Below are 12,367 nucleotides of genomic sequence, written 5' to 3'. Positions count from 1 at the left end.
GAGGAGGACATCTTGACGGAGCACACCGAGAAGTCACAGGACCGCTACGGCGTCCTTGTGGGGTACGACGGTTCGAAGAGCGCCGACTGCGCTCTCGCCTGGGCCGCGCGAGAGGCCCAGCGGACCGGGCTGGACCTGACGATCGTCACCGCGTACACCTCACCGGCCTACACGCTGATGGGCCTCGAGGCCGCGGTGGTGCCGGTCGAGGACGACGCCCTTCAGCTCGGCGCGGTCGACATCGCGCAGGACGGACGAAAGAAGGCGGCCGAGCACGGCGTCGACGCTCATGCCTTCACCGCTCACGGGGACGCCGCAGGCGTCCTGCGGGACCTTTCCGAGCGGGCTGAGATGCTCGTCCTCGGAGCCCGCGGCCGCGGCGGCTTCATGGGCCTGCTCGTGGGCTCGACCGCCTCCGCGGTGCCCGCCCACGCGAAGTGCCCCAGCGTCATCGTTCCCACAGTCTGCGGGGAGGGACTCGAGGCGAAGCCGGGCCGCGAGGACGTCGTGGTCGTCGGCGTTGACGGCTCCGAAAGGGGGCGCCTCGCCGCTCTCCTGGCCGCAGAGCGAGCCCTGGGCCTGGGGTACCCCCTGCGCCTGGTGTGCGCGCTGCCGCACCTCACGACGTCCGTGGCCTGGGTGCCGCCCGCTGAAAGCGTCGAGTCCATGCGGAGCGAAGTCACGGTCCACCTGCGGGCGGCCCGAGACTGGCTGCTCTCTCACTTCCCGGACCTCGAGATTCAGACGGAGATCCTCGAGGGTGTGCCGGCCAAAGTCCTGACAGAGATGAGCTCGCACGTTGCCCTGACGGTCGTGGGCGCACGCGGCGGCGGCGGCTTCGTGGGCATGCTGCTCGGCTCCACGTCCCAGTCCGTCCTCTCCCAGGCCCGCGGGCCCATCATGGTGGTGCCCGAGCGTGGTGAGGACCCCCGTCTGGCGAACCGTCCGGACTTCGGTCCCACGCCCCGCGGGTTCTAGGCCAGCAGGCGCCCGGGACTCCGCCCGAGCTCTAGCCCCAGCCGAGCTCGTGCAGGCGGGCATCAGAGATGCCGAAGTGGTGTGCGGCCTCGTGGACGATGGTCGTGATGATCTCGTCCACGACGTCGTCGTACGTCTCGCAGGCCTGAAGGAAGGTCTCCTTGAACAGGATGATCGCGTCCGGCAAGGCCCCGATCTCCGAATCGAACGTCCGTTCCGTGAGAGGGACGCCCTCGTAGACCCCCCACAGTTGCAGGTCAGGGTCCTCCCCAGGGCCCGGCACGTAGCGGTCCTCCACCAAGACGGCCACGTTCCCCAGCCCGGAGATCACCTCAGCAAGCCTGGGCGGCAGGTTGTCCATGGCCTCGTTCAGGGCCAGGTCAAACTCCAGATCCGTCAGCTCGATCACCGGGAACCCCCGTCGGTGAGGGGCCCGCGCGGGCGGAACAACAGAGTCACGGCGGCCACAACGATCCCCACGGCGGCCAGGTAGACGGCCGGAGCCGTCGTCGTCCGAGTCACGGACACCAGCCACGCGGAGACGAAAGGCGCGGTGCCCGCGAAGAGCAAATACGCGAGGTTGAACGCGAGGGCCGCCGCCGAGAAGCGCACGCGCGCCGGGAAAATCTCCAGCACCGCGCTCGTCACCGGGCCGAAGTACGTGGCCAAGGCCGCGGCCAGAAGGATCTGCCCACCCACCGCGCCCGCGAACGTCCCGCTGCCGGCCAGCAGGTACGCGGGGTAGGCGACCACGGCGATGGCCAGGGCGCCGGCGGTGAGCATGCGGCCACGGCCGACGACGTCGGACGCCCAGCCGGCGAGAGGCTGAAGCACGAGGAGGACGCTCAAGGCGATGGCGTTGCTCGCGAGTGCCTGCGTGGACGCGAGTCCCGCCGTGCCCGTGAGGTACGTCGTCATGTACCCGCTCATCGTGTAGAAACCAAGGCCGGAGAGGACCGAGAGGGCAAAGGCCAAGGCGATGAACCGCGGGTGCTCGCGCAGGGACTCGAGCACGGGGACGCGGGGGAGCGCGTCGGCCTTGCGCGTGCGCTCGAACTCCGGCGACTCCTCGACCCTGAATCGAATGATCAGGCCCACGAGGGCGAAGACCCCGCCGAGCAGGAAGCACCAGCGCCACCCCGTCTCCGCGAACGCCGCAGCGCCCATGGTCTTCGTCAAGGCCAGCACGAGGCTTGCCGCGAAAATGCCCGGGATGTTGATGCAGGTGGAGGACAGGCTGACGTAGAGCGCGCGGCGTCGCGGCGGAGCGTGCTCGGCGACGAGGGTGTTGCTCCCGATCGTCTCCGCGCCAGCCGAAAGGCCCTGGACCATGCGGCACGCCGTGAGGAGAATCGGCGCCCAGACGCCCACCTGCGCGTATGTGGGCAGGAGGCCGATGGCCGCGGTGGCCGCGCCCATGAGCAGGATGACCGCGGCGAGGACGCGGCGGCGCCCGATCCGGTCCCCGAGGTGCGAGAACAGCACGCCGCCCAGGGGCCGCATCGAGAACCCGAGGGCAAACACGCCAAAGGTCTGAAGGGTTCCTGCGAGCGGGTCGCCCGGCGGGAAGAAGTGGTGGCTGATGCTCGAGGCCACGTAGGCATAGACCAGGAAGTCGTAGAACTCCACAAACTGGCCCACGGCTGCGGAGGCGACGACGGCCTTGCGGCGGGGCGAGCCCTCGTGGCTCGGGTGGTCCGGGTGGGGCTGCGGGGCCGCGTGGCCGGCGGGGGTGACTGCGGCGGCAGCCTCGTCGTCGGCAGAGGAGCGGGCGGGGGCTGTGGGGGTTTCTCGCACGAGAAGCAGTCTAGTTGGGGGCAGATGGGCGGTGCAGGCGTGGAGAGGGTGGCCGGTTTGTCATCGCGGAGGACTTCGCATAGACTTTCTTGAGTCCGTGCGAGGACTGCCGTGTGATGGTGTTCGCGTATGAACAGGCCCCCATCGTCTAGCGGCCTAGGACACCGCCCTTTCACGGCGGCGGCACGGGTTCGAATCCCGTTGGGGGTACTCCGCTTCGTGCGGAAAACTGGATTCCAGAGTGCTGGAGCCGCAGAGTTTGCACGGTGGAAAAAAGCATGATAGAGTCTAACTCTTGGAACGGCAAGGAAGTTTGAAAGAACTTTTGAGCCGATTCTTCAAGGCCCTGTAGCGCAGTTGGTTAGCGCGCCGCCCTGTCACGGCGGAGGTCGCGGGTTCAAGTCCCGTCAGGGTCGCTCAGAGAGCGTCGTCGGCATTCCTTCGGGAATGCCCTCGTCATCTCTGGGGTCATCGTGAATGACTCGGCTCTGTAGCTCAGTTGGTAGAGCGTTCGACTGAAAATCGAAAGGTCACCGGATCGACGCCGGTCGGAGCCACTGAACCCCCGCGTAGCTTCTACATCGCGGGGGTTCTTTGCTGTCTAGAGCCGGTTCAGGCTACTCGCTGCGAGAGGAGCTGCGGGGTCGAGGATCCCCGGGAGCGCCGGCCAACGAGCGGTACGTCCGGACTCCTGTCGACGTGCGGCATGATCGGGTTAGCGGCCAAAAAGTGTGTTTTTCTCGGGCGTGTCATGGCCGTCCTGCCCACCCTCGCTGGGTTCCGTTCCCGTCCTCCCAGCTGAACCCGGTGCCCCACAGCTCGGGCCCGATCACGTCCTCGACCCCCGCGATGGTGTCCTCCCGGGCCTGGTAGTGCTCAGGGCGGATGAGCTCGCTTGCTGGTCGAGTGTCCACGCTCAAGGACCGGAAATACCAGGCCGCCGCCACGGGGGCCCGGTGCCTGGGGATCCCGCGATGCAGTCGGAAGAGTTCCTTGAGCCCGGCATTGACCCCACCCTCGAGCGGGCTTGTCGTACGCGGCAGCACTTCCCCGGGCCTGGCTTGTTCCAACCAGGTGAAGAGATGCCCGGCTTTGCGAACGCGTTCCAGGGTGAAATACGCCCGCCGAAGACGCTGATGCGTGTACCACCACGCCGCGCTCACAGGCACGCTCGAGGGCCTCACCAGGCCAGCACGGGCGTACGTGCGCTCCGTCAGAAGCGCCCGCCAGGCCCCATGCCACGCGGCCAACGAAGCCTCCCACGAGGCCGCCTGGTCCAGGGAGGAGACCTTCGGCAACGCCCGGGCCAGCGACCGCAGTTGCCGCCCTGCCTGTAGCACGGGCCGACGAGTGAGATGCTCATCCACCCGGTGAAGCAGATGAAAGAGACACCGTTGAACCCGGGTGGCGGGCCACAGCTCGCCGATCACGGTCAGAGCCGCGGCGTTCCCGTCGACGATGACGATCTCCGGGGCCGGGATCATCTCCAGCAGCGCGGCCCAGGACGCGCGCTTCTCCCGGTCGCAGAACTGCCACGCCACGACATGCTCACCGGTGTAGGCCACGAGCGCGCACCAGGTGTTGAAGTACGTCCCATCCAGCATCAGCACCCGGTGGACTTCCCCGGTCAGTACTGGTTCCGGGGCCACGTTCCAGCACCAGGCATGTTGGCGGCGGAATGTGCGAGCGGGCCCGTGCTCGCCCTGGGTCGTACGTCCAAGGAGCCAGTCCTCGAAGCGGTGGATCTGGTGGGCCCGTGTCAGGTCATCCCGGCGGGCTGGGGTGGTGGACGCTCCGCAGGATGAGCATCGGTAGCGCGGGCGTCCTGCGCTGGTCGTGCCGTTCTTGATCAGGGGCTGGGCGCATACACCACAACGGGGCCGATTCGCGGGAAGGGGCATTCATCATGCTTGCAGAGTAAGTCAACGGGCGTATAGCCCTACTGCCGACTGGGAAGCAGGCCCCTGCCACACACACTTTTTGGCCGCTAACCCGCATGATCGGATGAACGGCGCCTGCTTTGAGGCGAGATTCCGGGGGCCGGGAAGGCTCAATGTTGGCGTGGCTGAGGTGAAGGTGCCGCGGATCGGCACCACCCCGCCCTGCACGCGCCGCGCCCACCCCCGCCGCGTCCTCGTCCGGGCCCCTTCGGTAGTGTGTTCACTATTTTGACCTGTTCAGTTAGAGTGAACGAGTCGAACGAGTGAACGGACTTCTATGCACGAGCTCATGCCGATGACCGCCCACCACCTCCTCTCAGCCCACGAGATCAATCTCCGGAGCGAGATTCCTCTCGGCGCCTTGGACGCCGGCGCCCTGACACGTGCGCGCTTGCAAAGCCCGCGGGGGTCGAGCGACGTCGAGTTGGTCTATCTTCCTTCCGGCACCGTGGAATCCATCCCGGAGAACAGGGGGATCACGACTCCCTTTCTGGACGATGGCACTCCTCACCCGCCTCCCTTGGTGGTGCTCGCGCCGTACATCTCCCCGCGCAGCGCCGAGGCCTTCCGGCGGATGGGGGTGAACTATGTGGACATGTCGGGCAACATGAACCTGAAGTTCGGGGGCACGTACATCGAGATCCAGGGGCGGCCGAAGGGTCCGTGGGCAGAGGTGCAAGCCCGACTTCGAGTCTCGGAGAAGGGGAGTCTGTTCACCCCCCGCCGTTCGCAGGTGATTTTTGCTCTTCTTGCCTGGCCTCAGTTGAGGCAGGCACCCCAGCGGGAGGTGGCGGAGGCCGCGGGCGTCTCCCTTGGCCTCGTCAACAGCACTGTCGGCCTTCTCGTCCGGGAGGGGTTCGTTGTCCGAGACCAGGACGGAGTGCGCCTCACGCGAAGAGAAGACCTTGAACAGATTTGGTTGAGCTCCTATCCGACTGGGCTTGGCCCCGCCTTGGAACTGCGGCGCTTGGAGGGCGATATCGACCGACGCGTGACGCCATCGGCAGCGGTGGTGTTGGGCGGTGAGTCCGCCGTGCCCGACCTCATCCGACCTACGACGCTGACGGTCTACACAAACGGCTCGTGGAAAGAGCTGGCAGTCCGCAACCGTTGGCGGGCCCCGAGCACGGGGGAGGGCAATATTGTGATTCGCCGGAAGTTCTGGACCGAGCCGGATGGAACCAGTGTCGACACGGGCCTCCGGTCCGAAGTGGCTCCCGCTTTGCTCGTCAGGGCAGACCTCATGGCGTCGAGGGACCCCCGCCAGTGGGAGGTCGCGAAACAGATCGCGCTGCCCTATGTATGACCTGACTCGGGTGCCAGAGGGGGTCATCTCGCCGGTTGACGACGTTGTCCGAGAACTCGTGACGAAAACGGGACTTGCCCCACAGGCACTCATGCTCGTCGGCGCCTTCGCGCGCGACCTCCATCATGCCGCCTACGGCCATGAGCAGCTCCCGCTGCGGCGCACCACGGATCTTGACATGGCAATCTCATTGGCCACGTGGGAGCCCTTCGACAAGGCCCGCAACGAATTCCCTCCTTTGGGGGCAAGTGGCATTCGGTGCAGGATTGCAGGATGGCCCGTGGACTGCGTTCCGTTTGGCGCTGTTGAAGAGCCCGACGGGGAAGCCACGCCGCGCTCTAGGGGCGAGAGTCTTAGTGTCTTCGGGTTTCGCTCTATCTACGCGGGGTCCTCGCCATTCACGCTTCCCTCCGGGCACCCCATCATGGTGCCGAGCCCCGCTGGATACGCGGCGGTAAAACTCTGTGCGTGGCTGGATCGGGTGCCGGGATGTGAGTACAAGGACGCAACCGATTTGGCGGCTGCGGCGTACTGGTACGCGAATGACTCGGGTGTTGTGGACCGCCTCTATGACACCAAGGCAGGTTACGAGATTCTCGAGGGGCACGACTTTGACGTGGACTGCGCGGCCGCGGCCCTGCTCGGGTTGGATGCGCTCGGGGCTTTGAGCCGTGCAGAGCAAGACGATCTCCGCATGCGGATGGCGGGAACTGACGCAGAGCTCTTTACCCGATATTTCGTCGCCCCTGATGCAGGTGGCGAGGTTGTGACGCGCCCTGACTTGCCTCGGCGTCGCGAGATAGCAGCCGCGCTCCTGTCGACGTGCGGCATGATCGGATGAACGGCGCCTGCTTTGAGGCGAGATTCCGGGGGCCGGGAAGGCTCAATGTTGGCGTGGCTGAGGTGAAGGTGCCGCGGATCGGCACCACCTCGCACCGAGCAAAAAAGACCGCTGACCGCCACCCCGGGGGGAAGGTGTCGGCCAGCGGCCTTTTCAGGGCTGGGCAGCCCACGCCGTGCGCGCCACTGGGGCGCCCGCGGCGAGTCTTAGAACAGACCGGCGATGGGGCGGCCGAAGTCGTCCTTGGCGCTGGTCAGGGAGCTGATGTTCTGATCGTTGCCCGTGGACGTGTCGCCGGCGAGGCGGCCCGTCTGCGTGACGGTGATCGAGTTCGTCAGGCGTCCTTCGCGCGTGAGCCCGTCACCGAAGTTCAGGGTGGCCACGAGCTGGTCCTTGCCGACCGGGACGGGGTTGGACAGCGTGATCTCGAACGTGCGCGTGGACGTGGACTCGTTGAATCCGAGGTCCCGCATGTAGGCGCCGTTGTACCAGCCGGGGGTCATGAGGCGGTCAACGCCCTTGGGCCCCTTCTCCGTCTTGACGTCCACGCGGAAGGTCACGGCGGGGAACTCGCCGTAGTACCGCTCGCTGCCGACGTTCTTGACGCGGATGGCGACGGCGCCGGCGAAGCCGGGAGCCTTGGCGCTGGACACCGTCACGTACGGTGCCAGGTCCAGGCCCGTGGTGGGGGCCTCGGCGGCCTGGGCGGAGGCGCCGAGACCAGTGAATCCCAGAGTGGCGACGACGGCAGCGGCCGCGGTGCGCGATGCGATCTTCTTCATGGTGATGTTCTCCTGGAGGGATCAGTTAGCGGAGTCGGCCGGGTTGTTGTAGAGCTTCACGCGGACTTCGTTCTTGATCGGGACGAAGGCGACGTAGGCGCTCGGCGTGGACCAGGTGCCGTTGGGCTTGCAGTACTGCTGCGTGCCCGTCATCGTGATGGTGCGGAAGCCGTACGTGGCCTCGCCCGTGTAGCCGGCGGGGACGTCGTAGGGGCCGATGGTCTGGCCGACCTGCCAGGAGAGCGAGTACGAGGCCTCGCCGCCGATGGTCTTGGCCAGGGAGTAGGCGATGCCGCCCGTGACGCTGCCGTTCTGCCCGGTGCCCGTGCCGCCACCGTTGACGGAAGTCGTCTCCGTCTGGCTGCCGTTGACCTTGATGGAGATGGTCTGCGTCTTGGAGAGCTGCTGCGTGAGCGGGATGGTGCTCTTGGTCTGGTTCGTCGTGGAGATGGTGCCGACGGGCGAGAAGCTGTCGGTCACCTTGTAGATCGACGTCCGCTTGTCTTCCCACGCGTTGCAGACCGGGCGGGGGTTGAGGATGTTCGCCTTGAGGTGGTCCGAACCGTGGTACGTATGCACCAGCGGCAGGTTCGGATTGGTCGCGGGCGTCTCCGGGTAGGTGTTGGAGATCGTGATGGCCTGCGCCGGTGCGGCGGCGGCCGAGGCCAGCAGTGCGGCGGCGCCGAGGGCTGCGGCGGTCTTCTGGATCCGCTTCATGGGTGCTCCTCATATCGGATGAGTCGAACGGTGTGTGAGTGGATCTCGGCTGGCGCTTCGACTCTCGTGAGCGGATTCCTGGCGCCGCTTCGCGACTGCGCCGGGGGCCGCCGATCGAGAGTCGGGGTGTCTTCCGGGATCTGTCAGGAAGCCTATATTCCTGAAGCGCCAAAACCTGCCCATAAGTAGTTACGGTTCGGTAACAAAATGCGATGCATGGTACAAAATATGTCATACCCGCTTAAACACAGCTATATGCTGCCTTATGTACCTGGTACAAAAAGACCCTGAGGTGCCTAGACCGGTCTAAATAAACCTGAAGCAAAACTGAGGACAACTAAAAGTCAATCTGTGGTTTCACTCGTGTTCATCTCAAGCACGGCGGAGCGGACCCCCGCCCAGCGGGCCGCAAAGCGCCGATACGCCAGCGCGGCCGTCGCCGTGTCCCCGTCGAACAGGGCCTCCACGATCACACCCAGGTCCCGGGGCGAATCGTCGGTTCCGATGATCCATGCCGCCGCCCCGTAGTCCAGCTCCACAAACCCCTCTGCGTGGGGCGTCAGCCACGACTCGGTCAGGGAGAGCTCGCGCAAGATGGCCGTGGGCAGGGCCGCGCCGCCGATGGCGGTGATCGCGGACCTGAGACGTGACAAAGCGGTGCCGACGTCGACGCGCAGGACCCCAGGCGGGGACACGGCCGGCGCGGCCTCGTCGGCGAACATGATGAGCCACGAGATTGGCACGCAGGCGGACCCGGCCCACATGTACCGGGCGGTGGGGAACCGCGCGAGGCCTGACTCGTCGTCGTTCAGAGCGTCCGCCGCCTCCTCGATGGACTCGCGGCTGACGAGGCTTGCGAATAGCAGTTCGCCCACAGAGTCAACGAGGGCGCGCGCAGTCTCTGGGATGCGGGCCTCGGGCTGCTCGGGGGAGACGTAGACGCGCTGGTTCTCGATGATCGCGCGGTAGACGGTGGGGCGGGAGAGGCGGTCCGCCCGGCGCTCGCTCGCGGACTTGAGGAGCTCGGGGAGCTCTTGCCGGACGGCTTCGGCCTCGAGGGCGTCGTGATCGAGGCCCGTCGAGATCGCGTCGATGAGGGTCGCGCCCGGGAAGCTCTCGGCTGGGACGTAGAGGCGCACAACGCTGTACGTCCGCCGCGCCCCTGGGGTCACGCTTCGGTTCCCTCGGAGAATTCGACGACGACGGGCGCGTGGTCCGAGGCGCCCTTGCCCTTGCGCTCATCCCGGTCGATCCACGTGCGCGTCACGCTCTTGGCCAGGGCCGGCGAGAGGAGCTGGAAGTCAATGCGCATGCCCTCCTTGCGGGGGAAGCGCAGCTGCGTGTAGTCCCAGTACGTGTAGACGCCGGGGCCGGGGTGCTCGGCGCGGACCGGGTCGGTGAAGCCGAGGTCGAGGAAGGCCTGGAACGCGGCCCGCTCAGGCTCGGAGACGTGCGTGTAGCCCTCGCGCTTGAAGAGCTCGATGTCCCAGACATCCTCGTCCTTCGGGGCGATGTTCCAGTCTCCGACCAGCGCCAGTTTGGCCTCCGGGTCCGCCTCGAGCCAGGCCTTGGCCTCGCCGCGCAGGACGTCGAGCCACTGGAGCTTGTACCCCATGTGCTCGTCCTGGAGCCCGCGCCCGTTGGGCACGTAGAGGGACCAGACGCGGACGCCGCCGCAGACGGCGCTCATGGCACGGGCCTCCTGAATGGGGTCCTTGCCGCCCTTGCCGAACTCGGGCTGACCGGCGAACGTGCGCTGCACGTCCTCCAGGCCCACCCGGGACACGATGGCCACGCCGTTCCACTGGCTCAGGCCGAAGTGCGCCACCTCGTAGCCCGCGCGCTCGAAGAGCTCCCACGGGAAGTTCTCGTCCTTGCACTTGGTCTCTTGGATCGCCAGGACGTCGGCGTCGCTGCGCTCGAGCCAGGCCTCCACTCGGTCGGCGCGGGCACGGAGGGAGTTGACGTTCCAGGTTGCGATCTTCACACCCTCGAATCTAGCAAGCCGGACTGCGCGTCCCGTGTGCGCTTGGTAGGTTGGCGGGAGATGTGAGACGCCGATCACCCAAGGGAGCCAGTGTGGACACCACCGAGGTCATGTTCGAGCGCCGGGGGCATCTCGGCGCCATTCTGCTCAACCGCCCGAAGGCCATCAACGCGCTGAGCGAGGCGATGGTGGACGGGATCCGCGCCCAGCTCGCCGCGTGGGCGGAGGACCCGGACGTGGCCCAGGTGGCCGTCCGCGGCGCCGGCGAGCGAGGCCTGTGTGCCGGTGGAGACATCGTCGCCCTCCGCCAGGCCGCCGTCGACGGCCAGCCCGAGGCCGCCCGCGCGTTCTTCGAGCGCGAGTACGCCATGGACGCCGCGATCGCCGAGTATTCGAAGCCGTACGTCGCGTTCATGGACGGGATCGTCCTGGGCGGCGGCGTGGGCGTCTCCGCGCACGGCAGCGTCCGGGTCGTCACGGAGCGCACCCGCCTCGGCATGCCGGAGACGGGCATCGGGTTCGTCCCGGACATCGGCGCGTCGAAGCTTCTCTCCGAGGCGCCGGGCGAGCTGGGGACGTGGATGGCGTTGACGGGCGAGATGATCTCGGGCGCGGATGCCATCGCGCTGGGCCTCGCGGACTGGTACGTGCCGTCCGAGCGCCTCGAGGAGCTCGCGCGCGCCCTGGAGACCGAGCCGGCGGTGGACGCGGTGCGCAAGTTCGCCGTCGAGCCCCCGGAGCCCGCGCTCCTCGCGGACCGCGAGTGGATCGACTCCTGCTTCTCCTCGGACGACCCGGTGGAGATTGTGGCGCGCCTGCGCGCCTCCGGTCACGAGGACACGGCCGCGACGATCGAGTCGAAGTCCCCCTCCTCGACGTTCGTCACCCTCGCTCTCCTGCGCCGCGCCCCCGGCCTCACCCTGCGGGAGGCCCTCGCGGCCGAGCTCCGGGTCGGCATGGCTCTCTTCTCCTCCGGCGAGATGGTGGAGGGCATCCGCGCGCAGGTCGTGGACAAGGACCGCAACCCCTCCTGGAATCCCCCCACTCTCGCGGAGGTCTCGCGGGAGCGCCTCGCCACGCTTCTGGCCGGCGGAGAGGGAGCCGACGACGACGCAGCCGCCGGCCAGGGCCCCGCGGGCGGTGCGGGAGATGGCTCCACCGAGGCGGCCGGCCGACAGGACACGGCTGGAAAGGATGCCTAGCGTGAGCGAGTACGAGAACATCCTCACCGAGACCCGGGAGCGCGTCGGCATCATCACGCTCAACCGGCCCAAGGCCCTCAACGCCCTCAATGAGGCGACGATGCGCGAGGTAGTCCGGGCCGCCCGGGCCTTCGATGCCGACCCGGGTGTCGGCGCCGTCGTGCTCACAGGCTCCGAGAAGGCGTTCGCCGCGGGCGCGGACATCAAGGAGATGGCGGACAAGTCCTCGATGGACATGTATCTCGCGGACTGGTTCGCCGAGTGGGAGCAGTTCACCCGGCTGCGCATCCCCGTGGTCGCGGCGGTCTCCGGGCACGCACTCGGCGGCGGCTGCGAGCTGGCGATGATGTGCGACATCGTCGTGGCGTCTGAGACCGCCCGGTTCGGCCAGCCCGAGATCAACCTCGGCATCTTCCCCGGGATGGGCGGGTCTCAGCGCCTGACCCGCGCGGTGGGCAAGTCCAAGGCCATGGACATGATCCTGACGGGGCGCACGATGACGGCCGAGGAGGCCGAGCGGGCAGGCCTTGTCTCCCGGGTGCTGCCCGCGGAGGGTTTCCTGGACGAGGCCGTGGCGATCGCCGCGACGATCGCCTCCAAGTCCAAGCCCGTGGCCATGATGGCGAAGGAGGCCGTCAACGCCGCCTTCGAGATGGGCCTCGGCCAGGGCGTGCTCTTCGAGCGGCGCCTCTTCCACTCCGCCTTCGCCACGAAGGACCAGAAAGAGGGCATGGCGGCGTTCGTGGCGAAGCGGGATCCCGAGTTCACGGGGGAGTAGGCGGCTGCTTCTCTGCGGTCCCGGGCGGCGCCGGGCCGG

General features: G+C 67.5%; 12 protein-coding genes and 3 tRNA genes. 8 read left to right on the top strand and 7 right to left on the bottom strand.

Features of this window, described 5'->3' with window-relative positions:
- The first annotated feature begins 12 nt into the window (after nt 1-12).
- On the top strand, nt 13-978 hold the full coding sequence (locus tag J2S35_RS04295) for a universal stress protein (protein WP_309850203.1): 966 nt from the start codon (nt 13-15) through the stop codon (nt 976-978).
- A 31-nt stretch (nt 979-1,009) separates the two neighbouring features.
- Here the strand turns inward: J2S35_RS04295 and J2S35_RS04290 are convergent, their stop codons facing one another.
- Nucleotides 1,010-1,387 (bottom strand): metallopeptidase family protein, encoded by a 378-nt coding sequence (locus J2S35_RS04290; RefSeq protein WP_309850201.1) that lies wholly within the window; start codon nt 1,385-1,387, stop codon nt 1,010-1,012.
- Nucleotides 1,384-2,775, bottom strand: a complete 1,392-nt coding sequence (locus J2S35_RS04285; RefSeq protein ID WP_309850199.1) for an MFS transporter — start codon at nt 2,773-2,775, stop codon at nt 1,384-1,386. Before J2S35_RS04285 ends, J2S35_RS04290 begins: the two co-directional genes overlap by 4 nt.
- Before the next feature lie 137 nt (nt 2,776-2,912).
- Here J2S35_RS04285 and J2S35_RS04280 point away from each other — a divergent pair.
- The 3 genes from J2S35_RS04280 (at nt 2,913) to J2S35_RS04270 (ending at nt 3,332) form a co-directional block, all read left to right on the top strand.
- A tRNA-Glu gene (locus J2S35_RS04280) sits at nt 2,913-2,985 on the top strand.
- 132 nt (nt 2,986-3,117) lie between these two features.
- Nucleotides 3,118-3,191: transfer RNA gene (locus J2S35_RS04275), tRNA-Asp, on the top strand.
- Between the two features lie 68 nt (nt 3,192-3,259).
- Nucleotides 3,260-3,332: transfer RNA gene (locus J2S35_RS04270), tRNA-Phe, on the top strand.
- Between the two features lie 192 nt (nt 3,333-3,524).
- On the opposite strand, the gene J2S35_RS04265 is transcribed toward J2S35_RS04270, so the two are convergent.
- Nucleotides 3,525-4,676, bottom strand: a complete 1,152-nt coding sequence (locus tag J2S35_RS04265) for an IS1249 family transposase (protein WP_309850197.1) — start codon at nt 4,674-4,676, stop codon at nt 3,525-3,527.
- 316 nt (nt 4,677-4,992) lie between these two features.
- On the opposite strand from J2S35_RS04265, the gene J2S35_RS04260 reads away from it, so the two are divergent.
- Nucleotides 4,993-6,021, top strand: coding sequence for a type IV toxin-antitoxin system AbiEi family antitoxin (locus J2S35_RS04260; protein ID WP_309850194.1), 1,029 nt, complete (start codon nt 4,993-4,995; stop codon nt 6,019-6,021).
- Nucleotides 6,014-6,862, top strand: coding sequence for a hypothetical protein (locus J2S35_RS04255; RefSeq protein ID WP_309850192.1), 849 nt, complete (start codon nt 6,014-6,016; stop codon nt 6,860-6,862). Before J2S35_RS04260 ends, J2S35_RS04255 begins: the two co-directional genes overlap by 8 nt.
- Nucleotides 6,863-7,068: 206 nt before the next feature.
- On the opposite strand, the gene J2S35_RS04250 is transcribed toward J2S35_RS04255, so the two are convergent.
- The 4 genes from J2S35_RS04250 to J2S35_RS04235 form a co-directional block, all read right to left on the bottom strand.
- Nucleotides 7,069-7,644, bottom strand: a complete 576-nt coding sequence (locus J2S35_RS04250; RefSeq protein ID WP_309850190.1) for a hypothetical protein — start codon at nt 7,642-7,644, stop codon at nt 7,069-7,071.
- A 21-nt stretch (nt 7,645-7,665) separates the two neighbouring features.
- Complete coding sequence (locus tag J2S35_RS04245; RefSeq protein WP_309850188.1) at nt 7,666-8,361, bottom strand: hypothetical protein; 696 nt, start codon at nt 8,359-8,361, stop codon at nt 7,666-7,668.
- A 344-nt stretch (nt 8,362-8,705) separates the two neighbouring features.
- Nucleotides 8,706-9,533, bottom strand: coding sequence for a hypothetical protein (locus J2S35_RS04240; protein WP_309850186.1), 828 nt, complete (start codon nt 9,531-9,533; stop codon nt 8,706-8,708).
- Nucleotides 9,530-10,348: an exodeoxyribonuclease III gene (locus J2S35_RS04235; protein ID WP_309850184.1), complete on the bottom strand. Its 819-nt coding sequence runs from the start codon at nt 10,346-10,348 to the stop codon at nt 9,530-9,532. Before J2S35_RS04235 ends, J2S35_RS04240 begins: the two co-directional genes overlap by 4 nt.
- Before the next feature lie 92 nt (nt 10,349-10,440).
- Between J2S35_RS04235 and J2S35_RS04230 the strand changes: the two genes are divergently transcribed.
- Entirely contained in the window at nt 10,441-11,550 is a 1,110-nt protein-coding gene (locus J2S35_RS04230; protein WP_309850180.1) for an enoyl-CoA hydratase/isomerase family protein, read from the top strand.
- Between the two features lies 1 nt (nt 11,551).
- Entirely contained in the window at nt 11,552-12,328 is a 777-nt protein-coding gene (locus J2S35_RS04225) for an enoyl-CoA hydratase (protein ID WP_309850179.1), read from the top strand.
- The last annotated feature ends 39 nt before the right edge of the window (nt 12,329-12,367 follow it).

The organism is Falsarthrobacter nasiphocae (assembly GCF_031456275.1).
In the GTDB taxonomy this organism is placed as follows: Bacteria; Actinomycetota; Actinomycetes; order Actinomycetales; family Micrococcaceae; genus Falsarthrobacter; species Falsarthrobacter nasiphocae.
Note: the sequence above shows the minus strand (reverse complement) of the source record. Positions and strands in the feature narration are given on the sequence as shown.

Bases quoted from the DNA above. Each gene is read 5' to 3' on its own strand.
- J2S35_RS04255 (WP_309850192.1), top strand. From the start codon at position 6,014: ATGTATGACCTGACTCGGGTGCCAGAGGGGGTCATCTCGCCGGTTGAC.
- J2S35_RS04250 (WP_309850190.1), bottom strand. From the start codon at position 7,644: ATGAAGAAGATCGCATCGCGCACCGCGGCCGCTGCCGTCGTCGCCACT.
- J2S35_RS04265 (WP_309850197.1), bottom strand. From the start codon at position 4,676: ATGCCCCTTCCCGCGAATCGGCCCCGTTGTGGTGTATGCGCCCAGCCC.
- J2S35_RS04260 (WP_309850194.1), top strand. From the start codon at position 4,993: ATGCACGAGCTCATGCCGATGACCGCCCACCACCTCCTCTCAGCCCAC.
- J2S35_RS04245 (WP_309850188.1), bottom strand. From the start codon at position 8,361: ATGAAGCGGATCCAGAAGACCGCCGCAGCCCTCGGCGCCGCCGCACTG.